Raw genomic sequence first — 23,635 nt, 5'->3', positions numbered from 1 at the left:
GGCTAAGCAGTTTCGATTAACTCAACACCTGTGAGTGTCCACACAGATTTGCTTGATATATTGTTAAAGAGCGTTGACCATTCGCTTACACACTCAGTGTTTTCAGCGGGTCAGGGCTGCGTATTCTACGCATTCCCATTAGTGCGTCAAGTAGTTTTTTCAACTTTCTTAACTCTCATCGTTTAGCTCGCTAACCGATGAACTGCTTGGCTTTCTTGGCTTAACTTGCGTTTCGCTGTCTGCCGTGTCAGTGGATGCGCATTATAGGGAGCTGCGGATTTTGTGCAAGGGCTTTTTATTGATTAGCAAACTGTACGCCGACATTTTAAACATCATGTTCAATTTTTGTCTGTTTATGCCTATTTTTAAGATTATAAAATGGATATTTACCTAATAATTGATAATTCACGCTCAATTTTTCGGCAGCGCTCTAGTGTAAAAGTAAATAATTCATTACCATATGGCTTGCTGTTAACAGTTATTTATCATTTTCTATTTCACCAGAGAGCATTCATATGCAAAAGTCATTTCTTATTGTCTTGATTATCGCCGTCCTTGGCGCCGTAGCGCTATCTCAGTTCGCACCGACATTACCTGCTTATATCGCTTTTGTTGCTGGCGTTATCATTACTACTCTTGTTTTTAAATTTGCACCTGAGACGTCATCTACACAGAGTGCTGATGAACAGTATGTTGGACCGACGATGACACTCTATGTAGGCAACTTGCCATATCGAGTTCATGAAGGCGAAGTGAAAGTATTATTTGGGGAGTTTGGTCCAGTTAATTCTGTGCGTTTGGTGCGTGACCGTAAAACAGGACGTCGTAAAGGTTTTGGGTTTGTTGAGATGTCAGAGTCGGGCGCCCAAAAAGCCATGGTTAAACTTAACGATTATAACTTCCAAGAAAGGACCTTAAAGGTAAGAGAAGCTAAAACCCAAGACTCTGAAGGCACTGAACGCACGGGTACCGACGAGTAATTTCTCCACCTGACTGTTTATTAGTTGCTTATGTTATTAGTTGCTTGTGGTGATTCGCTCGATAGTTGAAAAACCACAAGCAACTAATGTTGTCACTAGTCCCTCGCTAATTTCTGCTTTTGTATAATAAGCCTGCATCACTAACTTTTCTGCTGCATTTTGATTCTCGCTGTGGCTATTCGCTTGGGCTAAAAGCGACACCACTCTGTTTGCAATCGCTTCCCCTGAATCGAGGAGAGTTACACCGGCTCCAAGCACTTGCTGCAGTTCACTGCGGATCATGGGGAAATGCGTGCATCCCAAAACGAGTACATCTAGATTAGCTGCAACCACAGGCGCTAATAAGTCTGCTAGCCTGTGCATATCCAAGGCTCCTGTGGCCACTTTTTGCTCTGCCATCCAAACTAACTCCGAACAACCAAAAAGCTCAACGTGACAATCACCAGCAAACTGGCTGATTAATTCATGGGTGTAATGGCGTTTGACCGTGCCAGGGGTGGCTAATAATCCAATTCGTTTATTTTTTGAAATGCGTGCCGCGGGTTTAATGGCCGGGACAACGCCGACGACGGGAATGTTTAGCTTTGCCCGTAGGGCGGGTAATACGACTGTGCTCGCCGTGTTACAGGCCACCACCACAATTGCCGCATCGGTGCGAGCGACTAATTCAGCGATTAAAGTGACACACCCAGAAACCAACACTTGTTCATCAAGCTCTCCATAGGGCAATCTGGCATTATCGAACAGATAGCAGTAGTGGCTCTGTGGGAGTAATTTGCGGATTTCTGCCAGCACTGATAAACCACCAATCCCAGAATCAAATACTAATATAGGTCGCGACAAGTTAGTCTCCAGTTTGACGCTGTGCATAGGCAACGAATAGAGTGGATAGATTTAACGATGAGGAACTCAGCGCGCGGATTTTCCCACAGCTTTGCCCAAATCGCAAAAGCAAGATACTGGACATTCGTGCCACCTAGTATAATATTTGCGCCCCAATTTACAGCCACGGTGAATCGACAATGAATTTAGCAGCAATGGACCCTCAGACCTATGATACACAGTTAGAAGCTAAGCGTATCAAGCTAGAACAAGCCTTTGCCCAATTTGAAACACCGAGTGTTGAAGTTTTCGCCTCAGAGCCTGCCCATTATCGTATGCGCGCCGAGTTTCGCGTGTGGCATGAAGGTGATGATTTATACTATTACATGTTTGATAAAGTGCTGAACGAAAAAGTCCGTTGCGATCAATATCTGCCAGCAAGTACGCTTATCAATCAAATGATGTCGGCATTAATTGCACAGTTAAAACCCAATCACAGCCTGCGCCACAAATTATTCCAAGTCGATTTTTTGTCGACCCTAAGTGGCGAAATTTTAGTGTCCCTGCTCTACCACAGACAACTTGATGCGCAATGGCAGGCCGAAGCCTGTGCATTAAAAGCCACATTAAGCCAGCAGTTTAAGGTCAATATTATCGGCCGTGCCCGTAAACAGAAAATCGACTTAGACCGAGACTTCGTTGTTGAATCTTTAGAAGTGAATGGCAGCACTTTTCTATATAAACAAATCGAGAACAGCTTTACCCAACCTAATGCGAAAGTGGCGGTAAAAATGTTGGAATGGGCTATTGATGTTACCCAAGACAGCCAAGGCGATCTGTTAGAGCTTTATTGTGGTAACGGTAATTTTTCTATTGCACTAGCGCAAAACTTTAATCGTGTACTCGCCACCGAACTTGCCAAACCTTCCGTGGATGCGGCGCAATACAACATTGAAGCCAATAACATTGAAAACCTACAGATTATTCGTATGTCGGCCGAAGACTTTAGTGATGCTATGGCGAAAAAACGCAGTTTTAGACGCCTAGAGGGAATCGATCTCGATAGTTATGTGTGCAATACCATTTTTGTCGATCCGCCACGGGCGGGGATCGATCCAGATACCTTAGCCTTAGTACAAGGTTACGAGCGAATTTTATATATTTCCTGCAATCCCGAGACCTTAAAAGACAATCTGGAACAACTGTACACAACCCATAAGGTCACGCGCTTTGCCCTATTTGATCAGTTCCCCTACACAGATCACATGGAAACAGGTGTGCTGCTAGAGCGCATTAAATAAGGTTTTCTTACAGTTTAAATCATCAGAAAATCTATCTGGGTACGGCGCTGGGTACGGGGGCCTTTAAAACGCTCAATTTCCGATAGCCTTTACTACCCAAAAGTCCACCAGCAATGCTGGTGGCGAAATCTTACTAATGCATAGTTTGGGCAAGCGAAGACAGACCACTAGTCTTTAAAATATTCAAAATCTATAGGGCTGCTCTTCAACTTGTGTCCAGTTAAGCTAGTCGTCGGTAGCAGTTTGGATCTGAATATTTTTATTTTCAATAAAACCATTATTTAACAATGGATAGCATGTTTTATTTTGTGGTAATTCGCATTGATACCCACCGATATACCCACCATTTGGGATTTATAAAGAGAACACATTAAACAGAATGCGTTAGTTTCAATTAGGTCTTTTTAGTTGTGTACTACCTTTTAAACGCTCTTCGAAATGGTCGTGTAAATGTGGCATAAAGTAGTGCAGTATTACAAATGGAGCCCCCCAGCGTTCTATCTCGGTAAATATGTTTTCGTAAAGTCGAGTGATTAAGCTTTGTGCGGACTCATTTTTGTTAAACTCACTTGTATTTTTGATGAGTTTTTTCATTGGCTCAACTGCATTCATAGTGTAAATGGTTTCACGTATAGCTACGGGATACGTGAAATACTTGGTAAAATATTCCCATTCTTTGTACCAAGAATCTACCACATCAGGATATTTGTCTCCCCAAATAACCCTTACTTCAGATAACACTAATTCTGCTTCAGTTATGCTCTGTGCCATCTGGATTTTTTGTAAATCATCATTAAAGTTTTTTTGGTCTTCGAGTAGTACCGATTCAGTCGAGCTTCTAATTTTTCCTAAGATACATAGCTGTAGCTCTGTGTGTGGATATTGCGTTTTCAGCGCGGCCATAGAATCCTTATGGCTAGTATCTGAACAGATAGTCAGGATCTCTTTAACTCCACGTTTTTTAAAGTCGTTCAGTATGTGTGCCAAACTATGATTATTGTCTATATTATCAGATAGATATAAATCTAATAGTTCAATATTACCAGCCTCGTTGAGCGCGCAAACTGTACTCACAATGAGATCTTTTTCTTTTGTTTCATGATGATTCTGAATGATCCAAATCACTGGATATATTGAGTTTAATTCGCGTTTTCGTCTATTTTTTATCTCAACGGGTAATTGGCGATAAATTGCTTTAATAATACCTACCTTATTAATGGCGTTTACTATTGGTACACTACGGTTAGCTCTGGGTTGGCCTTTAATGACTGATGAATGAGGCACTTCCCCTTCAGGCATATCGTTTGATATTGGGATTTGTTCTTTGACAGTCGCGGTATCAGTTATGTTGTGTGGATGGGCGACACTGTCATGTTCAGGCGAATTTTTAATCGTGTTACTTGGCTCACTATTGCCTATAACCTTGTGGTCTTCAGCCGGAAGAGTCGTTTCACTTTGCTTCATCGATGGCAGAGATGATGCTCTGTCGCATTTCATAGTGTCTTTGTGCTCATTTAAGACTTCTGGTTCTATTAACTCACCTTGCTTGATTGTGTTTGACAGCAACTCTTTGTTTATTTGAGTAATTGTATTTGTTGTGGCCGTTGGGTTAGCATTGAAGTGTTCGTGAGCTGTAGGAGTGCTTTCCTCTATTTTGTCTTTGGTTTGCTGATCTAAATCTTCGTGCCCGTCGATAATGTCCGAAGCAGAAAATTTATTTTTGATTCCATGACCATTTTTTAAACCTTTCTCTCTCGATTTTTTTTCATGTTCGAAGTCAATGACATTCTCACCAGCTGGCTTTGCCCCGCTTTGTTGGGCTTGTTTCTTGCTTGAGGCCTGCTTTTTTTGAAGAGCTAGCTCTTTTTGAAAAGCAATGTCTTTATCCTCTATGGTTCTATTGATTTTTTGCTTCTTACTACTTGTTTTGACTAATTCATTTTTAATCAATGACGGGTTCCATTCCTGTATCATTTCCGAGACTAATTCAGATTTTTTACTGTTTTTACTGATTTTTTCCAATTTATTAAAAGTAGCACTGTCGATTGTCACAGTGAAGGAGACTTTACCCTTCGAATTCCTCCTACATTTTCTTGTTCTCCAGGTCCCCCCCATCGTTTTTGCAATGACTGTTGTTGATTCTAATGTGTAGCCTCGCTGTACCATTTGATCTGCGAGTGAACGGACGATGGTATTGGTGTCGATATATTCATATGGAATATAGAACCCTTTCTTATACAGATAATCTCTGATCCATTTGATACTGTCTGGAGTCTCAGAATTCAAAAAACTGAAAAGCTTTATTATATTACCATGCATTAGAGTCATCTAATTTTCCGTTTCTGCATATTTAAAAATATTAGAAATTTCTGTGTCATTACATTGTAACGTTACAAGTAACAACATTAATCGTTTATGACCAATTATACTAGGGTTTTCTTAGCAAGAATGTGTATTATTGGTAAACACTTATGGAGTATAAAGGACATTTAATAGTGAACGTACTTGAATCAATGACGGATGCACCGCCTGAAACTAGATTGTTGCTGCTCCAATGGTCCACCTTACAAGGCGGTCTTTTTATTGGTGGTGACATACAGGATTTAAGTAAATTGTTCAAAATGCCAAAGAGAACTATCACAGCTGGTTTGCACTATTTAGTGCAAGAAGGGTATATGTCAAAATTCCCAAACCTTGATGTGAGTCCTTCACCCGATAAGCCGCGCCCACGTTTCCACTTTCAATTGACCATTGAAGGGTATCGCCGCAGCCAAGATACACTCGCGGCTTGTGGCTTCCATGAAGAGTTAAGATATGTGCTGTTTGGTACGAGTCTGAAGTTGCCTAGGCAAGGCATTCGCTTGCAATGGGCATGCTTAGTGTTATTGGCTAATAAAGCTGGCTATGCCATTGGATATTCGACTGAAACTTTAAAAAAATGGTCGGGTTTATCGGACAAACAATTGGAACAAAATTGGAACTTTTTGGTGAAAGCTGGTGCAATCTCTTTAGTAGCCAAAGAAGTTAAAAACAGTGATTTTTTTGTGGCTTTACCCACAATGTATAAGCTCGAACTCCGCAGTGCAGCCTTAAATTGCGTAAATTTTGGCGTGCCTGTACAGCAAGGCCATTTGCAGGAATTTAACTTTTTAAGGAAGGTCATCAGCTTCAATAGTAAGATCCAGCAACAAAAGAAACAGCAGCAGACTCCATTGCAAAATAGTGTTCTTGATGACAAGTCGTATTTAGCAATGGCTAAAGGTTTTCTTGATCTCAGACTACGCGTTTACATTCACCATCTATGCGTATCTACGGTGCTGTTAGGGTTATTGCATGAGAAGGTACTTGATACTTCTCAAGACATTTTGAAGAATGAAACACTACAACGGTTTATCAGATCGGCCTTGGAATATGGTTTGTGCATACCAGAAAGTTTAGTCATTTCAGCCAAAGGTCTACATTCGAACGATGATAACGATCAGCAACCAACTGAAAACGATACTGCTCATTTTATTGACTTTGCCCTCAAAGCTCTAACGGATGAGTTGATGTTTAAAATTGCTGAGTTTGCACCATTTCTAAGATTATTCGTTCGTGAATATAAGCTATTTCCAAATTTTGTTGGGTGGTTACCTGGACATTTTATGCATTCAACCCGAACGATAAAGCTTGCAAAGGTTGAGAAGAAAAGTGAGCAAACTGAAGCTCTGGTAGGCGATGATGTAAGCAGTGAACAGCAGAGTAGAGAGGAGCGTGAGTTTACCACTTTTGTCTTGCAACTATGGTTACCTACCTCAGCTAAGGTCAAAGATAGCATGGCGCTGGGTGATCAGATCTTGGCTTACCAAGGATGGAATTTGGTGAATTCTCCAAATATTGTAAAGGTCAATGAAATCAAAGTTCACAAAATGCGCTTCGGTTGTGACTAAATGGTCGTTTAATTGTCGAGCGATGTGAGATCTTATCGCCCTTGTTTACCCGATCTACTGCTCAATGATTGACGGGGATTTCAGTTATTGCGATTGTCTGTTTGTTAATACTACAACCCTGTAGCCATACCTACTACTCAATACTATTCCTTCAGCCAGTATCTCTAACACTACCTTACCCATGAACATACAGGGTTAGCTGCCATCAAAGGCGTGCTAACCTAGACTGAGTAATATCAAGCCCTTTAGGGCTTTTGAGTTATAAATTACACAAACCCCATACGTTATGTAACTTAACCAATATGGGATATCAATATGTACTCTCGTCACACCTCAAACACTAACCTTACCGTCATCAGCAATGGCCAATACCAAGGTCTCAATGTTTATCCTCGGCCACTAAGCGCTGAATACTTAAACGCTATTTTACAGACCTTACAAGCTGCCCTGAATGAGCACCCTCGTACCTTTATGGTCCGGTTTGATTTGCATCTGCCACAGCTCAATTTTCGTGACTCACCTATAGTTTATGATTCAACGGTGATCAGCAAATTCTTTAAATCTCTGAGTGCTAAAATCCAGCATGATAGGCTTATCAAGGGCCGTGAGGGTAAGCGGGTGCACCATTGTACTCTGCGTAATATTTGGGCAAGGGAGCGAGCTGATGCCAATACAGACCATTACCACATCGCTATCTTCCTCAATAACGATGCCTATAGCCATCTCGGTAACTACAATCGAAGTGGACAAAACCTGAGTACTAAGATTGTTGAAGCCTGGGCCAGTGCTTTAGGGCTCGATGATTTCAGTACGCGGCATTTAGTCCATTTTCCAGAGGATACGCCAGTTTATTATCTCAATCGTAACGCACCGAATTATCCCCAAACCTTTGCGAGTGCTTTATTCCGCTTGAGCTATTTTGCCAAGCTAGAGACCAAGCATTATGGTGATAGAACTCGTTCATTCGGTTGTAGCCGTATTTAAACAGGGTGTCTGAGTGGTTAGCTTACTTAGCACTTAGTGCGGTTGTTACTGGGACGAGTACGAATGGGGAAAAAATGGCAAGGGGCTAAAATCCCTTGTTTAAGACTCTTTGCTGATACAGTCTCTATCAGTAGCCGGCTTCCTTTTGGTGGCGTATACACAATACTGTCAATCGTTCACCGCCATCATACTGGTACATTGCCAAATAACCTGTGTCACCAAAGTCAATCAGCAGTTCCCTAAAGCTAAAGTCATTGTCATCGATAGGCCGGCCAATGTCTGGATAGCTTTCCAGTTTTCTAATGGTATTGATTATGGCGCTGGCAGCCCGTTGTACGGCGGGAGGATTTTTACTGCGAAGAAACTCACGTAAGCGCTCTAAATCACGTAATGCTGTGGCGGTGAAGATTATTTGTGGCATGTAGGGGATGCCTTTTCATTTTCACTTCCCCAGGACTCTAGCCAACTAACCACTTCGTCACCGGTAACGTGCAAGCCTGATGTCTGGTGTTCTTCCCATGCGCGTAACGCCTCTTGCTGCAGCGCCTCGCGTTTCTCTTCTCTCTCAACGTACTCACGGATCGCTTCACGCATCATCCAGTGTGATGAACGTTTACGAGTTTCGGCTAAATGCTCGACTCTGGCTTTAATATCGGCATCTAATTTAACCGACACGGGTTTGATTGTGCTCATCTGTTACTCCATAGGTAATGCTTGGTACTACTAGGTAATACCTTAGCATAACGTGGTACAAAAAAATAATGATTACACGGTTTACTCATCTGCTCGAGCAACGCCATGAGAAAAATGACGTTAGCAGGATAGTTTGTATCACTGAACTGGGCATAAATTTTGTGCTGGTATCGCGCTAATCTTTAGCATAAAAGCAAGAGGGGTGAAACGATAGCGGCGAGCGGTGCCGCTTCGTTTCTTAGGTTTGGATGATGTGTTACTGAGTACTCTCTCAATACTGCAGGTGAAGCATTAAGACCTTAGCCACTGCCATGCACCGGCTATTAGCTCAGTGCCCGCTTTGACGCCATTGATGCCTACTTCTGCAGTAGTGAGTATGGTGTTTAAGCCGGTTTCTAAACTGCCTGTAACAAGCTTGAACCCTGCATCAGTTATTTCTCCTTGGCTTAAGCAAGCATAACTCTCACCCAGGGTTTGCGTGGTGCCTTTTAGTAAGCATTCTGCAGGTTTAGCGACAAGGTCCCCAGGTGTCCCTAGCAGCGTGTTGACGTTATCGGGTAATCCTAGGTATTCACCGGTCATCTTAGCGGCGGTAGAGGCTAACACGACGTTTGCGACAGTTCCCGCTGCCAGCTTTGAAGCAGTGCTCCCCAGTAAGCCTGCTCTGGCTGAGCCTTGCAGGGCAAGGTGAGTGAGATTACTGACTTGATTAGAGGTACTGCTCCCTTCTAAGCATTCGTTGACGAACTGCTCACAATTGTTCGTAGCAACGCCGTATGGGCTGTGACCCAGTTGACTGCGCGCTAGCTCAATAGCTTGATGGGGAAACAAGCTGGACTTTTTCACTCTGATCTTATCGCCACCCGCAAATTGCTGCAGATCGATTTCTTCGATGATGCCCTGTTTAGATAAGTGAATCACATTGCCACGGCCGACATACAGGCCATGGTGTTCGGTTAAGCCAAGCGGATCGATATTGGTGACGAGGTGATCGCCAGGTTGTAATGCTTGCATAAATGTTTCCTTAGCCAGGGGGCATCATTGTGCCCCTCCATTACGCCATGCTGACTTAAGCTAGCTGTAGGTTGTTCGCGTTGATGGTCTATTGGCTGTGTGGGGGGATTAAAGGGGAGACGCTATTCAGTAAGTGATAAGCGCGGGTTAGATTTCCAGTTCGACAAAGTCCTTATCGATATCGTCTTGCTCAATACCGATATACCGCAGGGTGGTTTCTTCGGCGCTATGCCTGAGCATCTTCATTACTCGGCCAATGTCTTTGGTTTGTTGATACAGCAGATAGCCACGGGTTTTGCGCATCGAGTGGGTGCCTAAGGCGATTTTGAGTTCTTCACCAATCATCGCCAGTGCTCGGCAGATATAGCGGCGTGACAAAGGCGCGGGTTTGATGTTTTTAGCCCTTTGATTACGATAGGACTGAAACAGGTAGATATGGTTAGGATGCTCGCGTGCAATTCGTTGTATCCGTTCCAGCGTCTTTTGGTTGAGTTTGATATTGGCGATTTTGCCGGTTTTGGACTCCTTAATGATGAGTCTATCGCCGTGGATATCACTGAACTTAATCGAGAGTAAGTCAGAGATCCTAAGGGCGAGATTAAGGCCGATATTCCACACATCGGCCAGTTGCTGGCTAAACTGTCTTTCCAGTAGGTAGCTAATAAGCTTAACGGTGTCTTGATCTTTAACCGCGTGAACCTCAGGCATGGTCATGTTCCTCTTTTTGGCTATAGCGTATTTTGGGGCACTTGTGTTGTTGAAAGCCGCATGGGATAAGGGTTTGAGTGTTCCCGTTTTAGGATTCTGGGAACTTGATTTGGCTAAGTGGTTTAATCCAAACTGACCTTCACCTTGTAAACTCCCATATCGAAATAAGTGGCAAAGTTTTGGGTAAATAAATCGATTAATGCTATGCATTCCCGCTCGCCAATCCAGCCGCTAAACAGGCTATAGACCTGCTTGCTGTTAAAGCAGATATCGATGTCTTTAACCAGCTCAGGGAAGGGATGGCCGCGAAAAGCAAAGTCGGTGACGTAAACTAAACGCCAGTGATCTTGTTGTTTCTCAAGCCGGACTTCGACGGGATGAAAGCCACCATCTTCGGCGCTGTAATCTGGATCTCTAAAATTGAGCGTGATCGCGTTGGCATCTTTTGGATCTACGTTAGCTAGTTCCTTTTCAATGACTTGGTAAAAACGATTAGGCATCGCTGGCAGTTGGTTACGGTTAATGATTAATTTCATGGGATATTCCTTCTTTGATTTACGCGCACACGCAAGAGCCTAGGAGCTAAAACTCCTAGGCTCTTGCTGTGTTTGCTGGTGGGGTAAAAATTGCGTGAAACGAGTCTGATGGAGCGTGATGAGGTATTAGGATGCGCTTTGGTGTTACAAGGTTATCGAAGGGGCAAATGTTAATGCGGATTGTGGTTTGTCAGCGGTTTGATAAATCGCAATATACAAATAACCGTGGCTGCCAAGTGTGTCGGCCTCACAGGTAAAACCAGCGTGCTCAATGGTGACGCAGTGCTGCTCAGTGGCATCAATCTCGCCGGTGGCCACCAGCCGTTCAAGCTGTTTAACCATGGCGGGAAAGGCCTCGACAAATGGTTGTCTAATTGCTGATGGAAATTCACCGACAAAGCTTGAACGGTCATGGAGATAATCCAAGTGCTGACCGCGCAAAATCAGCCTCGCGCCAAAGCGGGGAGATACTTTACGGGGCAAGCCCCAGGCGTGTTCAATATCGAAAAGTTTTAGCGTTGTCATAGTGACCTCGATGGTTGAAGGATGAAACTAAGGGAGTGGGATGCTTGTTAGCGGACTAGCGGGAGCGGTGATAAATGCCTAGGCGAGTACAAGCGGTGAATACAGCTTACTAACGGAGTGGATGCAGGAAAGGTAACAGTCTTTAGGTATGCACACTCCAATTGGGCTGCTCATTGCTGCCATGGTTAAAGTACACCCCGTTGATCACCCGCTGCCATTCACCTATAGGCACCCCATAACTATCACAGGGGCAAACATAGCGGCAAAAGGCAATCTCCTTGGGTAAGTGTTCAACCACATCACGGTGAAATACACTCAATACGGTTTTATGCAGCTTTGGATTAGGTGCCACAATCGGCTTGCCAATCACTTGGCCCATGGCATTGAGCGGCCGCACAAACATCGGCAAAATCAGCTCAACCGCTAAGCGGTTACGCAGTTCAGGAAACGCGGCGCAGGCCTCGGCAACACAGGCCTGTGAAAAACTATCGGTAAATTCAATCATGATGGACTCCTTGATTTAGCGTGGCAGGTTTAAACGCTGGCTAAAGTAAGCCGCGCTCAGCAAAGGACACTGGCGTGCGGCCAACCACTATATGGTCAAGCACGCGCACATCGATAAGCGCTAATGCATCGGTTAACCGTTGAGTGATGTTCTTATCTGCAGCTGAAGGTTCAGACTCGCCAGACGGGTGGTTATGGGCAAAGATCACCGCTGCTGCATTGATGGCCAATACCGCTTTAACCACTTCTCGAGGATAGACACTGGCGGCATCTAAAGTGCCAAAGAACAACTCTTTAAACTCGAGTAATTGATGTTGGTTATCGAGCAGCATCACCGCAAACACCTCCCGCTCATAGCCGCCCAGTTTGTAAGTTAAGAAATCCTTAGTGGCTTGAGGGTTGGTATAGGCATCTTTCTTTACATAACGTTCGGCAATGATATTGGCGGCTGAAGCGAGGATGACATCATCCGAGGGCGGCCATAGCGTCACAGGTCGAATGGTAGTTCTGGTGTGCATAGGTTTTGTTGACATATCAGGCTCCTGGAAAGTGTTAATGGGCTTATGCACAGGAGTGATATATATCTGAAAAGATTTGGAAATAAGGAAAAAGTTAAAAATTACTCGAAGGACATATGTAATGAGACAATAACCGAGAAACTCATCATGAAACTAATTCGCCTTACAAAAGTTATGGATTACACAGGACTAGCGCGTTCCACTATCTACAAGTACATCGCAGAAGGAACATTTCCCAGACCGGTGTCACTCGGTAGCCGAGCTGCCGCTTGGGTAGAAAGTGAAGTGCAAGAATGGATTTTAACAAGAATAGAGGAGCGAGATGCCCAAAGTGCAACCGTTTAAGCCCATATCAACATCCGTTTTACTGCACATTAATTAACTTCAGAATATCCCTTACAACCTCCCGCCTTCAAAGGCTAAGAGTTGTCCGCCATTACTAGATTGAAATGCTTTTTCTTGGCTGAATCCCTCTATAAGTAATCCTATAAGCAATAACTAAAAATAACCTAACTAAACCAAGGGAACGACCGAAAAAAGCTAGGGTAAGGGCAAAATTCAGAGCTTACTTAGTTACAACACTTTCTGTCACGATGAATTAAGTACTTGAATGATTAACTATTCAAGCAGGGCAATAACTTGACATATAGACAAGCGCATCGCCCTCACCGGCATGCGCCTGTCTTGTCGCCCTGATGATCAACTCAAGGGGTGGATACTCCATCCCTTAGTTCTTCGCCTTCAAAGCGTTTAACTCCAGTTATGCTTCAAAAGACGAAGAGAACGTAGTTACATAGTCAAATCACCTGCCAAGAAAACCTGCGGAGGCTTTGAAGATACTCCAAGGGATAATGCCGCCCAACAGCGTGACAGCTTGGTACAAAGACTGTGTGCTATCTCACTGGATTAGATGGATCTTTTCTGACACAATCCTAAAAATTATTTGCATCAATCTAAATGGTCTAATCGCTTAATAAATCTGCTTTGAACATGATATTTGAAAGCTTTTAGGCGGTTACCGTTGCAGTTTTTGCTACAAGATTTGCCACAAGAATAATAAGAGGTGAGGCACAGGGATGGTCGATACAATTCCAAGCTATGAAGAGATGATGCCTGCAGTGCTTAAGGTGCTGGCGGATGGAGAGGTTAAAACACTCCAGCAGATGTACCTCGCTGTTGCTAACCATTATGGTTTTACCGCTGAGCAGTTAGCTCGAACAATTCCGAGTGGCAAAACCACATATGTTAGAAGTCGGGTTGGCTGGGCCAAAACCTATATGGTTAAAGCCGGACTTATTAGTCAGCCCAAACGCGGTGTTTGTCAAATTACCCAAGGAGGTCGGGAAGCTCTGGCTAGTGGAAAGCCGATTGATAACCACTACCTTGCACAATTTGAAGACTTTAATCGCTTCTTAAGTACCAGCAATGAGCCATCGACTACCAACAAAGCATCCTCTGAAGTTAACAGAAGTCGTGGCAAAGGGTTAACTCATCAACATGATGAAGCTCAAACTCCTACAGAGTTAATCGATATCGCCTTTACCGCCCTTAATTCAGCCCTTGCCGATGAATTGATTGAACAAATCCACACATTATCGCCTAAGTTTTTCGAGCAGCTGGTGGTCGACTTGATGTTGGCTATGGGCTACGGTGGCAGTCATAAGGATGCTGGTAAAGCAACCCAATACAGCAGCGACGGCGGTGTAGATGGTATCATCAAAGAGGATAAGCTCGGGCTAGACTCCATCTACCTGCAAGCCAAACGCTATCGCGATAACACAGTCGGTAGGCCAGATATTCAAGCCTTTGCTGGTGCGCTCGACATGCACCGCGCCCGCAAAGGGGTATTTATTACTACCTCAAATTTCAGTAAAGACGCCCGTGATTTTGTTACCCGTATTGAAAAACGCATCGTGCTGATTGATGGCCATGAACTGGCAGCCCTGATGATAGAGCACAATGTTGGTGTTTCGACTCGCGAATTGTATGCCGTTAAGGCAATCGATTCAGATTACTTTGCAGAAGAGTGAGCTATCTAGCTAACAAATTACGCTCGATAACATGCTGAAAACATATATGAAATAAAGCAGGCTTGGATATGACTGGATCGGAAAAGCAAACACGTATAGAGCTTATTGATAAACAGCTTCTGCTTGCAGGCTGGAATATTGATGATCCGACTGCAGTTATTCAGGAGTTTGATATTGTAACCGAACTGCCAGAAGGAGTCTCTGAGCCCCGCTCTAGGTTCGAAGGACACCAATTTAGTGATTACGTTTTACTCGGAAAAGACGGTAAACCGTTGGCTGTAGTCGAAGCAAAGAAAACTTCAAAAGATGCTGCTATTGGTCGCGAGCAAGCTAAACAATATTGTTATAACATTCAAAAGCAGTGGGGAGGTGAACTGCCATTTTGCTTTTATACCAATGGACACGAACTCTACTTCTGGGATCTTGAAAATGCCGCGCCGCGTAAAGTGGTCGGTTTTCCCTCGCGCGATGACTTAGAGCGCTTCGCCTATATCCGTCGTAATCGCAAACCGCTCACGCACGAATTTATTAATACTTCTATTGCAGGCCGTGGTTATCAGATCCGTGCCATTCGCTCCGTGCTTGAAGGCATCGAAAAAAAGCAGCGCGATTTCTTGTTGGTGATGGCAACCGGCACTGGTAAAACCCGCACCTGCATCGCCCTTTCCGATGCACTGATGCGCGCGTGTCATGCTGAAAAAGTCTTGTTTTTAGTTGATCGTATCGCTTTGCGCGAACAGGCACTGGCCGCTTTTAAAGAGCATATGCCTAACGAACCACGCTGGCCTAACGTGGGTGAAAAGCTCATTGCCAAAGATCGGCGGGTTTACGTGGCCACTTACCCCACCATGCTCAATATCATCCGCGACGAATCACAGCACTTATCACCGCATTTTTTTGATTTCATCGTGGTCGACGAAAGCCATCGCTCCATCTACAACACCTTTGGCGAGGTGCTCAGTTATTTCAAAACTATCACACTTGGTTTAACCGCCACACCTACGGACATTATCGACCACAACACCTTTGAGCTGTTTCACTGCGAAGATGGCATCCCAACCTTTGCCTACACCTACGAAGAGGCAGTCAACAACGTACCGCCTTACCTCAGTAATTTTCAGGTCATGAAAATCCAGACCAAGTTTCAGATGGAAGGCATCAGCAAGCGCACTATCTCATTAGAAGACCAGAAAAAATTGATCCTGCAGGGTAAAGAAATCGAAGATATCAACTTCGAAGGTACACAGCTGGAAAAACAGGTAATCAACAAGGGCACCAACGCCCTGATCGTGCGCGAGTTTATGGAAGAAGCCATCAAGGATACCAACGGCGTACTGCCCGGCAAAACCATCTTCTTCTGCGCCACCAAAGCCCACGCTCGGCGCATCGAAGAAATCTTCGACAAGCTCTACCCGCAATACCACGGCGAGCTGGCTAAGGTATTGGTGTCGGATGACCCGCGCGTTTACGGTAAAGGTGGCTTGCTCGACCAGTTCACCAATAACGACATGCCGCGCATTGCCATCAGTGTGGATATGCTAGATACAGGCATCGACGTGCGCGAAATCGTTAATCTCGTCTTTGCTAAACCCGTTTACTCCTACACCAAGTTCTGGCAAATGGTTGGGCGTGGTACCCGCTTGTTGGAAACCAGCAAACCCAAGCCCTGGTGTCTGGAAAAGGATGTGTTTTTAATTCTCGACTGCTGGGATAACTTCGAATACTTCAAGCTTAACCCCAAGGGCAAAGAGCTCAAGCCCCAGCTGCCTCTACCAGTTAAGTTAGTAGGCTTGCGTTTGGATAAAATCGAAGCTGCTAACGACAGGGGGAATATCGATACCGCCGTGCGTGAAGTCACCAAGCTACGCAAGCAAATTGCCGCTTTACCGCAGAATTCTGTGGTCATTAAAGAAGCCGCAGCTGTACTTGCCCGCCTTGAAGATGAAAACTTCTGGCTAACCCTTAACCACGACAAGCTCGAATTTTTGCGGGCTGAGATAAAACCGCTATTTCGCACCGTATCTGAAGCGGATTTCAAGGCGATGCGCTTTGAACGAGATATTCTGGAATACTCGTTAGCAATTTTACAGGAAGAAAAACAACAAGCCGAAACCCTTAAAGAGGGTATCATTGAGCAAATCAGCGAGCTGCCGCTTTCGGTGCCCTTTGTCAAACTCGAAGAAGAACTGGTCCGGACCGCACAAACTTCACTGTATTGGAACAAGGCCGACGAAGACTGCTTTGATGAGTTGTGCATCAAACTAGGCCCCTTGATGAAATTCCGTGAGCAAAGCACCGGGCAACAACAAACTCACCTCGATTTAGTTGATGAACTGCATAAAAAAGAATGGGTGGAATTTGGCCCAGATAATGAAGCCGTGAGTGTTTCGCGCTACCGTGAGATGATAGAGAACTTAATTGCCGAACTGACAGAACATCATCCGGTGCTTAAAAAGATCAAAAACGGCGAAGTAGTAAACGTTGATGAAACCCATCAGTTGGCTGAGCTACTACACGAAGAACGTCCACACATCACTGAAGACCTGCTGCGCCAGGTGTATAAAAACCGCAAAGCGCATTTTTTGCAGTTTATTCGTCATATTCTCGGTATTGAGGTGCTGAAAAGTTTCCCTGATGAGGTCCACACTGCGTTTGAGCAGTTTATTCGAGCGCATAATACGCTAAATAGCCGTCAGTTGGAGTTTTTAAATTTGCTGAAAAACTTTATCATTGAGCGCGAAAAAATTGACAAGAAAGATCTCATTAAAGCCCCTTTCACCGTGCTACACCCTCAGGGTATTCGCGGGGTTTTCAGCCCAAATGAAATTAATGACATTCTGCAGTTAGCACAGATGCTGGCGGCCTGATAAAGGTAAACTCATGTTACAAAACAACCCCGAACTCAAAAGCAAAATCGAGCAGCTTTGGAATAAGTTCTGGAGTGGTGGTATTAGCAACCCGCTTACTGCCATCGAGCAAATCACCTACCTACTGTTTATGAAGCGCCTCGATGAGCTTGATTTAAAACGTCAATCTGATGCTGAGTGGGTGGATGAAAAATATATATCAAAATTTGATGGCACCTGGATACCTCCAGAGTATAGAGCCCGAAGAGAGGAGCAGGATACCGAAGAGGATTGGGCTAAAAAGCTAGATGACGAAAAAAAGTATCAAATTGAAAAACGCACTCTTCGCTGGAGTGAGTTTAAGCACATGCAGGCTGAAGACATGCTTCAGCATGTGCAAGGCAAAGTATTCCCGTACTTAAAAGACTTAAACGGGTCAGAAAGTAACTTCACCCACCACATGAAAAACGCTGTATTTATCATCCCTAAACCAGCGTTGTTGGTGGAGGCGGTAAAAACCATCGACGAAATCTTCGAGGTGATGGAGCAGGACTCTCAGGAAAAAGGCCAGGCTTTTCAGGATATCCAAGGTGATGTCTATGAGTTCTTACTCTCTGAAATTGCCACTGCTGGTAAAAATGGCCAGTTTCGAACCCCGCGTCATATCATCAAGCTGGTGGCGGATTTAGTACAGCCGCAACTGGGCAATAAAATTGCTGATCCAGCCTGCGGCTCCGGAGGCTTTTTGCTGGGTGCATACCAGTACATTGTGACTGAACTTGCTAAAAAAGCGGGCTCAAAAAACCTCATACCTGATGAAGATGGCTTTGTGCGTACCTCTGTCGCCGCAGCCCTTACCGAAAAGGCTCAAGCCATCTTAAGTGCGTCACTTTGGGGTTATGACATCGACCAAACCATGGTGCGCTTAGGTTTAATGAACCTGATGATGCACGGCATTGACGAGCCTCATGTCGACTACAAGGATACTCTGAGCAAAAGCTATACGGAGGAGGCCGAGTACGACATCATCATGGCCAACCCGCCCTTTACTGGCAGCATAGATAAAGGCGACATCAACGAAAACCTCCAGCTTTCTACTACCAAATCAGAACTGCTGTTTGTCGAAAACATCTACCGACTGCTTAAAAAAGGTGGCACCGCTGGGGTTATTGTGCCGCAGGGGGTGCTGTTTGGTTCCGGCAAAGCCTTTAAAGATTTACGCAAAATCTTGGTGGACCGCTGTGATTTGGAAGCGGTGATCACCCTGCCCAGTGGCGTATTTAAGCCTTATGCAGGGGTCAGCACTGCCATCTTGTTATTCACCAAAGTTTGGGGGCCAAAAGACAAGGTGGATAAACCTGCTACCCAGTATGTGTGGTTTTATGAAATGGCCGCCGATGGTTATTCGCTGGATGACAAACGTACAAAGCAAGAAGGCTATGGTGACCTACAAGATATTGTCGCCAAATTTCATGCCCGCAGTGTTACCACCGACACCGACCGCACCGCCAAATATTTTATGGTGCCGCGCCGCGAGATTGAAGCCGAAGACTATGATCTGTCACTGAGCCATTACAAAGAAGATGTGTTTGAAGAGGTGCATTACGATGCGCCCGGCGTGATTTTGGAACGGCTGATTCAGGCGGAAGTGGGCGATGTGGATGAAGCTGATTTGGGCAAGGTGCAAAGCGGCATTGTGCGCGAGCTGTTAGAGCTGAAGGGGATTATCAGATGAGAAGCCGTTACCAAGTAGAAGAGCTTGGAAAACATGTTCATCAGGTAAGCAGCAGAAATCGATCTAATGTTGATATCGAGGTGTTTTCAGTAACAAACTCAGAGGGTTTTACCCGATCAACTGAATACTTCAGTAAAGAAGTATTCAGCAAAGATGTGTCCAATTATAAAGTCGTTAAACCAAATCAGTTCGCTTATAACCCGTCACGAATCAACGTTGGCTCAATAGACTATCTTCGTCATTCATCTTCAGTTTTGGTAAGCCCATTATATATTGTATTCGAGTGTGGCAATGATATTCATGCAGACTATTTGCTGCGTTACCTAAAAAGCGATTGGGGCAACGCACAAATCAGAGCAAACACTGAAGGCGCAGTAAGAGACTCACTAAAATATAAGGGCTTAGAAAACGTTAAATTCCCTTTTGCGCCCATCAACGACCAAATCCGTATTGCCCATTTGCTCGGCAAAGTGGAAGGGTTGATCGCCCAGCGCAAACAACATCTACAACAACTCGACGATCTGCTGAAAAGCGTGTTTTTGGAGATGTTTGGGTTTCGCGATCAAACCTATGCGAAATGGTCGGTTGATAAGCTAGCAGTGTATACCGAGGTGGTATCAGGTGTTACCAAAGGGAAAAAGTACAAAACTGATGAATTGATTGAAGTCCCGTATATGCGTGTTGCAAATGTGCAAGACGGTCACTTCGTGCTTGATGAAATAAAAACCATCTCGGTTACTGAGAAGGAGTTTGGACAATATCAGCTTCGGTTTGGCGACTTGTTGCTCACTGAAGGTGGTGATCCTGACAAACTTGGAAGGGGTTCAGTTTGGGAAAACCAGATTGAAAAATGTATCCATCAGAATCATATTTTTCGTGTCCGAATCAATAACTTTTCAGAGTTAAATTCGTACTATTTGAGCGCTCTCATCGGTTCTCGTTATGGAAAATCTTATTTTCTAAAGTCGGCGAAACAAACAACCGGGATCGCGTCAATTAACTCTACACAACTGAAGAATTTCCCAACTGTCATCCCCCCAATTGAGCTCCAAAACCAATTTGCCACCATCGTCGAAAAAGTCGAAGTCCTTAAATCTCGCTATCAGCAAAGTTTGAACGACCTAGAATCACTCTACGGCGCACTTAGCCAGAATGCCTTTAGAGGTGAACTGGATTTATCGCGGGTGCCTTTGCCTGATGTTCAGGTCGATGCCGAAGAAACTAACTCTTTGGAACAGGCTGAAATGCCCCAAACTGAAGGTACTGCCATCAACCTGCCCGATACCGATTATCTGCTAGAGGCGCTAACGAATACGTCGTTACGCGACCGTTTGCTATGCGAGTGGCTGGAAAGTTATTGCCTGCAAATCGGTACAGCGGAATTTTCTACCTATAGGTTTTTAGCTGCAGCACAAACTCGTATTGCTGAGTTGCACCCAGATAACGAATTTGAGCTGGGTGCAAGCGATTACGACATCGTTAAAAACTGGGTTTTCGACGCATTAGCATCAGACAAGTTAAGCCAGAGTATGGATGAAGGAAATAATCGCCTTCGATTAGCTAAGGGAAAGTCTGCATGAAACTTCTGCGCCTGAAAATCACCGACCCTAACGGCTTTCGCAGTTTGCCCTGTGGCTTTGAACATCACTTTCGTAGTGAATGGACACTGCAGGAAGAGCTGGCGAATAACGAAGGCTTTGCGCCCTTCGTTTGCGCCGGACCCAATGGCAGTGGTAAATCCAACTTACTGGAAGTATTGGGCGCGATTTTCTATCAACTTGAAATTCAACGAGTCAGGCGCAGCTTTTTACCCGAAGCCCTGCAAAATGACGAACAAGATCTTTCACCCTCAGCCTTTGAATTAGGCTATCTGATTCGTGTACCTAAAGAATATCGTCGCCAAGACAGCCCAGAATGGGCAAAAGTCAAGGTTTGGAAAAATGATGGTGAAACGGTTCGCTTTATGTGGGAAAACCAGGGCGATTTTGATACCAATATCAATGAAGTATTTGGCAGCGGCTACGCCGACATTATCTTGCCGCAATACGTACTAGGTTATTCCTCCGGCGAAAACGAAATCTTAAGCCTGCCATTTTTTAAAATGCGCTTTATCCAGTTTGATGAATACTGGAATGCCCTAAGCCAGCAATTGCCTTACCCAGGTTATCCGGAAGCCCGCATGGCGTATCTGGATAACAGTTTCAGTCAGGCCATATTGCTGTGCAATTTGCTGTTTCAGGAAGAAGCAACCCTGCAGCCCTTTCGTGAGGATGTCGGCATAGAGTCGCTGAAAGAATTCCGCATTATTCTGCGTCGCACTATTTTGCTAACGCCAGAACAGCTTGAAAGCTTTGTCAGCAACAATGAAAGTCAGCCACAAACGTTGGAAAGCATCATCAAAGACCACCCGGCACTGACTGCCGAAGAAGATGAGCTGGGCAACACCCGTTACCGCTTGAATCTTTTGCAGCTTTTAGAAGGCGATGAAAAATCGTCGCGCATGATCAGTGCACTGAAGCGCTGCGCAACGCTGAGTTTCGAGGATGACACCAGCGATAGTTTGATATTGGATTACTGGGTAAATGAAGCGACCAAGCAAGCTTTTAGAGAAAATTTCAGTAACGATCCGCTATCGCTATTCCAAGCGTTTCAGGTATTGCTCACCTTGAATTTGTACACGGTAGGCGATGCGATCAAGGCAGATTTGTACCAGAGCAATAGCCACTATGTGAGCGAAACAATTCCAACTCTGGCATCGGACCAACGCATAATGCGTTTTAAGTTTGTGCGCTTTAGTAAGGTCGGATGTGATGAACCTTTAATGCTCAAAGAATTATCCGATGGCGAACACCAGTTATTACACAGCCTTGGCCTGTGCCTGCTGTTTCGCAATACCAACAGCCTGTTTTTGTTGGATGAGCCCGAAACCCACTTTAATCCCGACTGGCGCGCCAACTTTATCAGCCGACTGCGGCAGTGCTTCCCTAAAGATGCTGATACAAGTCAGGAAATGCTGATCACCACCCATACCCCGTTTTTGATTTCTGATAGTAAGCCAGAAAAGGTATTAGTATTCAGTAAAGATAAAATTACCCGCAAAGTCAGCATCACTCACCCCAAATACAATACCCTAGGTGCCTCGATTAACAAAATCACCATGAATACCTTCGGTAAACGCGAAACCATCGGTGCTTACGCGAAAGGCATATTAGATGACTTGCGTAAACGCTTCGAGCAAGACGGCGAGGAGAATGAAGCGCTGATCAACGAAATCCATCAGCAATTGGGTGACTCGGTTGAAAAGCTGCTGCTGATCAAAGCTATTCTTGACGGCGAAGCAAACGATAGCGAAGAGGGAAATCAATAATGCTTTTTGCTTACACTTACGTACCGCATCAAATGGAAAAGATGCAGGAATTTATCGATTTTATTTTCCATCACGTGTGGTGTAAGGCACCGACTAACGGTCCATTCGATCTGGACCTCTTTGCTGCTAATGCCGACTTACAAGAAGTAATGACTGCATTTTTATATTCCGATGCCGCAGGAGCTGATTTCTTTTACGGCAATATTGAACGTATTCACGGATTATTTGCTAGGTTAAGCACAGCCGAAATCGCACAATTCACATTGTGGTATCAAGGCAATAATGATTTAGTGAAAGTGTGTGACAATGATCCGACTGCTTATCTCGCCCGCTACAGTGATATAGCTGTCAATCATAGTGATATAGCCGACCTTCTAGGCACCTTCTTCAAAGGGTTATATTCTCAATCATTGCTTAATCTTGCAGCTTTGCGTGCTAAGATCGGTGATATTGATGACCATTACCAAACATTCGTACAAACAAATAAAGCTGGCAAATGTCCCTTTTGCGGCATGAATGATTTACTGGGGGCAAACCATATTCCCAGAGAAGCCTACGATCACTATCTGCCAAAAGCGATATACCCGTTTAACTCCATCAACTTCATGAATTTGATGCCAGCTTGCCACCATTGCAATAGCAGCTATAAAACCAGCAAAGATCCTGCATATATACCAAAAGATCCTACACGCTTAGTGCATCGTCGCGCTTTTTTTTATCCTTACACAACGGCCCCCCATATAATCGACATCCATATCGCGCTACGAACGTCAGACATTGAAAAGTTGGCTCCTGAAGACATAGTTATTACGTTCGGCCCCGCGGCTGCCAACGAGAAAATTGAAACCTGGAAAGATGTCTATGGTATTGAAGAGCGCTACAAAGCCAAGCTCTGCAGTGAAAATGATGGCAAGTACTGGCTGACACAAGTGCTCGATGAGTGGAAAGAAGACGATCGAATGCCTGCTGATTTTCTTCGCACTTTAGCGCGGCAAACCGATAAAAAACCTTACGCCGAATGTAATTTTCTGAAAAAGCCATTTCTGGATGCTTGTTGTAACAATGGTTTGTTCGACGCATTACCACAACCTGAGCAATAAAAGATACCATGATTAAAACTGCGTTGGGTATGTAAAGCCAATT

At 44.5% G+C, this 23,635-nt stretch carries 21 protein-coding genes; 11 read left to right on the top strand and 10 right to left on the bottom strand.

All coding sequences use genetic code 11. The annotated features are described in order from the left end of the window. Positions 1-515 precede the first annotated feature (515 nt). The gene (locus JFT56_RS00875) at positions 516-980 is read left to right on the top strand and encodes an RNA-binding protein (RefSeq protein WP_198781914.1); all 465 of its coding nucleotides are present in this window, start codon (positions 516-518) and stop codon (positions 978-980) included. A gap of 36 nt (positions 981-1,016) precedes the next feature. Here JFT56_RS00875 and murI read toward each other — a convergent pair whose 3' ends face one another. Beyond that, the gene (gene murI, locus JFT56_RS00870) at positions 1,017-1,823 is read right to left on the bottom strand and encodes a glutamate racemase (RefSeq protein ID WP_198781913.1); all 807 of its coding nucleotides are present in this window, start codon (positions 1,821-1,823) and stop codon (positions 1,017-1,019) included. A 179-nt stretch (positions 1,824-2,002) separates the two neighbouring features. Between murI and trmA the strand changes: the two genes are divergently transcribed. Beyond that, positions 2,003-3,103, top strand: coding sequence for a tRNA (uridine(54)-C5)-methyltransferase TrmA (gene trmA / locus JFT56_RS00865; RefSeq protein WP_198781912.1), 1,101 nt, complete (start codon positions 2,003-2,005; stop codon positions 3,101-3,103). Positions 3,104-3,493: 390 nt separating this feature from the next. Here the strand turns inward: trmA and JFT56_RS00860 are convergent, their stop codons facing one another. Further along, complete coding sequence (locus JFT56_RS00860) at positions 3,494-5,431, bottom strand: transposase (protein ID WP_198781911.1); 1,938 nt, start codon at positions 5,429-5,431, stop codon at positions 3,494-3,496. Positions 5,432-5,598: 167 nt separating this feature from the next. Here JFT56_RS00860 and JFT56_RS00855 point away from each other — a divergent pair, with 167 nt between their 5' ends. Then, positions 5,599-7,032 (top strand): hypothetical protein, encoded by a 1,434-nt coding sequence (locus tag JFT56_RS00855; protein ID WP_198781910.1) that lies wholly within the window; start codon positions 5,599-5,601, stop codon positions 7,030-7,032. A gap of 315 nt (positions 7,033-7,347) precedes the next feature. Beyond that, complete coding sequence (locus JFT56_RS00850) at positions 7,348-8,016, top strand: inovirus Gp2 family protein (protein ID WP_198781909.1); 669 nt, start codon at positions 7,348-7,350, stop codon at positions 8,014-8,016. A 127-nt stretch (positions 8,017-8,143) separates the two neighbouring features. On the opposite strand, the gene JFT56_RS00845 is transcribed toward JFT56_RS00850, so the two are convergent. The 8 genes from JFT56_RS00845 to radC all read right to left on the bottom strand — a co-directional run bounded on the left by JFT56_RS00845 (position 8,144) and on the right by radC (position 12,529). Next, entirely contained in the window at positions 8,144-8,437 is a 294-nt protein-coding gene (locus JFT56_RS00845) for a type II toxin-antitoxin system RelE/ParE family toxin (protein WP_198781908.1), read from the bottom strand. Then, the gene (locus JFT56_RS00840; protein ID WP_198781907.1) at positions 8,425-8,709 is read right to left on the bottom strand and encodes a CopG family ribbon-helix-helix protein; all 285 of its coding nucleotides are present in this window, start codon (positions 8,707-8,709) and stop codon (positions 8,425-8,427) included. The genes JFT56_RS00845 and JFT56_RS00840 overlap by 13 nt, the downstream gene beginning before the upstream one ends. A 291-nt stretch (positions 8,710-9,000) precedes the next feature. After that, a complete protein-coding gene (locus JFT56_RS00835) occupies positions 9,001-9,723 on the bottom strand; it encodes a lecithin retinol acyltransferase family protein (RefSeq protein ID WP_198781906.1) in 723 nt (240 codons plus the stop codon). Between the two features lie 147 nt (positions 9,724-9,870). Further along, complete coding sequence (locus JFT56_RS00830) at positions 9,871-10,431, bottom strand: tyrosine-type recombinase/integrase (protein ID WP_198781905.1); 561 nt, start codon at positions 10,429-10,431, stop codon at positions 9,871-9,873. 122 nt (positions 10,432-10,553) lie between these two features. Beyond that, positions 10,554-10,967 carry a DUF2787 domain-containing protein gene (locus tag JFT56_RS00825; protein ID WP_198781904.1) on the bottom strand — a complete coding sequence of 138 codons (414 nt, stop codon included), beginning with the start codon at positions 10,965-10,967 and terminating at the stop codon, positions 10,554-10,556. Between the two features lie 144 nt (positions 10,968-11,111). Then, the gene (locus tag JFT56_RS00820) at positions 11,112-11,492 is read right to left on the bottom strand and encodes a type IV toxin-antitoxin system YeeU family antitoxin (protein WP_198781903.1); all 381 of its coding nucleotides are present in this window, start codon (positions 11,490-11,492) and stop codon (positions 11,112-11,114) included. A gap of 142 nt (positions 11,493-11,634) precedes the next feature. Continuing rightward, positions 11,635-11,997 carry a hypothetical protein gene (locus JFT56_RS00815; RefSeq protein ID WP_011920075.1) on the bottom strand — a complete coding sequence of 121 codons (363 nt, stop codon included), beginning with the start codon at positions 11,995-11,997 and terminating at the stop codon, positions 11,635-11,637. 40 nt (positions 11,998-12,037) lie between these two features. Then, a complete protein-coding gene (gene radC, locus JFT56_RS00810) occupies positions 12,038-12,529 on the bottom strand; it encodes a RadC family protein (RefSeq protein ID WP_376711957.1) in 492 nt (163 codons plus the stop codon). A 132-nt stretch (positions 12,530-12,661) separates the two neighbouring features. On the opposite strand from radC, the gene JFT56_RS00805 reads away from it, so the two are divergent. The 7 genes from JFT56_RS00805 to JFT56_RS00775 all read left to right on the top strand — a co-directional run bounded on the left by JFT56_RS00805 (position 12,662) and on the right by JFT56_RS00775 (position 23,592). Then, entirely contained in the window at positions 12,662-12,859 is a 198-nt protein-coding gene (locus JFT56_RS00805; RefSeq protein WP_037459496.1) for a helix-turn-helix transcriptional regulator, read from the top strand. A gap of 731 nt (positions 12,860-13,590) precedes the next feature. Continuing rightward, complete coding sequence (locus JFT56_RS00800) at positions 13,591-14,544, top strand: restriction endonuclease (RefSeq protein ID WP_198781902.1); 954 nt, start codon at positions 13,591-13,593, stop codon at positions 14,542-14,544. 68 nt (positions 14,545-14,612) lie between these two features. Further along, positions 14,613-17,411, top strand: coding sequence for a DEAD/DEAH box helicase family protein (locus JFT56_RS00795; RefSeq protein WP_198781901.1), 2,799 nt, complete (start codon positions 14,613-14,615; stop codon positions 17,409-17,411). Positions 17,412-17,424: 13 nt separating this feature from the next. Then, on the top strand, positions 17,425-19,125 hold the full coding sequence (locus tag JFT56_RS00790; RefSeq protein WP_198781900.1) for a type I restriction-modification system subunit M: 1,701 nt from the start codon (positions 17,425-17,427) through the stop codon (positions 19,123-19,125). Further along, the gene (locus JFT56_RS00785) at positions 19,122-20,705 is read left to right on the top strand and encodes a restriction endonuclease subunit S (protein WP_198781899.1); all 1,584 of its coding nucleotides are present in this window, start codon (positions 19,122-19,124) and stop codon (positions 20,703-20,705) included. Before JFT56_RS00790 ends, JFT56_RS00785 begins: the two co-directional genes overlap by 4 nt. Beyond that, positions 20,702-22,492, top strand: coding sequence for a restriction system-associated AAA family ATPase (locus JFT56_RS00780; protein ID WP_198781898.1), 1,791 nt, complete (start codon positions 20,702-20,704; stop codon positions 22,490-22,492). The genes JFT56_RS00785 and JFT56_RS00780 overlap by 4 nt, the downstream gene beginning before the upstream one ends. After that, complete coding sequence (locus JFT56_RS00775; protein ID WP_198781897.1) at positions 22,492-23,592, top strand: HNH endonuclease; 1,101 nt, start codon at positions 22,492-22,494, stop codon at positions 23,590-23,592. The genes JFT56_RS00780 and JFT56_RS00775 overlap by 1 nt, the downstream gene beginning before the upstream one ends. Positions 23,593-23,635: the final 43 nt, after the last annotated feature.

This window comes from Shewanella putrefaciens, assembly GCF_016406305.1.
In the GTDB taxonomy this organism is placed as follows: domain Bacteria; phylum Pseudomonadota; class Gammaproteobacteria; order Enterobacterales; family Shewanellaceae; genus Shewanella; species Shewanella putrefaciens_C.
Note: the sequence above shows the minus strand (reverse complement) of the source record. Positions and strands in the feature narration are given on the sequence as shown.

What these genes read in the sequence shown, in the direction of transcription:
- JFT56_RS00875 (WP_198781914.1), top strand. Translation starts at nt 516, where the DNA reads ATGCAAAAGTCATTTCTTATTGTCTTGATTATCGCCGTCCTTGGCGCC.
- trmA (WP_198781912.1), top strand. Translation starts at nt 2,003, where the DNA reads ATGAATTTAGCAGCAATGGACCCTCAGACCTATGATACACAGTTAGAA.
- JFT56_RS00860 (WP_198781911.1), bottom strand. Translation starts at nt 5,431, where the DNA reads ATGACTCTAATGCATGGTAATATAATAAAGCTTTTCAGTTTTTTGAAT.
- JFT56_RS00850 (WP_198781909.1), top strand. Translation starts at nt 7,348, where the DNA reads ATGTACTCTCGTCACACCTCAAACACTAACCTTACCGTCATCAGCAAT.
- JFT56_RS00845 (WP_198781908.1), bottom strand. Translation starts at nt 8,437, where the DNA reads ATGCCACAAATAATCTTCACCGCCACAGCATTACGTGATTTAGAGCGC.
- JFT56_RS00840 (WP_198781907.1), bottom strand. Translation starts at nt 8,709, where the DNA reads ATGAGCACAATCAAACCCGTGTCGGTTAAATTAGATGCCGATATTAAA.
- JFT56_RS00835 (WP_198781906.1), bottom strand. Translation starts at nt 9,723, where the DNA reads ATGCAAGCATTACAACCTGGCGATCACCTCGTCACCAATATCGATCCG.
- JFT56_RS00830 (WP_198781905.1), bottom strand. Translation starts at nt 10,431, where the DNA reads ATGCCTGAGGTTCACGCGGTTAAAGATCAAGACACCGTTAAGCTTATT.
- JFT56_RS00825 (WP_198781904.1), bottom strand. Translation starts at nt 10,967, where the DNA reads ATGAAATTAATCATTAACCGTAACCAACTGCCAGCGATGCCTAATCGT.
- JFT56_RS00820 (WP_198781903.1), bottom strand. Translation starts at nt 11,492, where the DNA reads ATGACAACGCTAAAACTTTTCGATATTGAACACGCCTGGGGCTTGCCC.
- JFT56_RS00815 (WP_011920075.1), bottom strand. Translation starts at nt 11,997, where the DNA reads ATGATTGAATTTACCGATAGTTTTTCACAGGCCTGTGTTGCCGAGGCC.
- radC (WP_376711957.1), bottom strand. Translation starts at nt 12,529, where the DNA reads ATGTCAACAAAACCTATGCACACCAGAACTACCATTCGACCTGTGACG.
- JFT56_RS00805 (WP_037459496.1), top strand. Translation starts at nt 12,662, where the DNA reads ATGAAACTAATTCGCCTTACAAAAGTTATGGATTACACAGGACTAGCG.
- JFT56_RS00800 (WP_198781902.1), top strand. Translation starts at nt 13,591, where the DNA reads ATGGTCGATACAATTCCAAGCTATGAAGAGATGATGCCTGCAGTGCTT.
- JFT56_RS00795 (WP_198781901.1), top strand. Translation starts at nt 14,613, where the DNA reads ATGACTGGATCGGAAAAGCAAACACGTATAGAGCTTATTGATAAACAG.
- JFT56_RS00790 (WP_198781900.1), top strand. Translation starts at nt 17,425, where the DNA reads ATGTTACAAAACAACCCCGAACTCAAAAGCAAAATCGAGCAGCTTTGG.
- JFT56_RS00785 (WP_198781899.1), top strand. Translation starts at nt 19,122, where the DNA reads ATGAGAAGCCGTTACCAAGTAGAAGAGCTTGGAAAACATGTTCATCAG.
- JFT56_RS00780 (WP_198781898.1), top strand. Translation starts at nt 20,702, where the DNA reads ATGAAACTTCTGCGCCTGAAAATCACCGACCCTAACGGCTTTCGCAGT.
- JFT56_RS00775 (WP_198781897.1), top strand. Translation starts at nt 22,492, where the DNA reads ATGCTTTTTGCTTACACTTACGTACCGCATCAAATGGAAAAGATGCAG.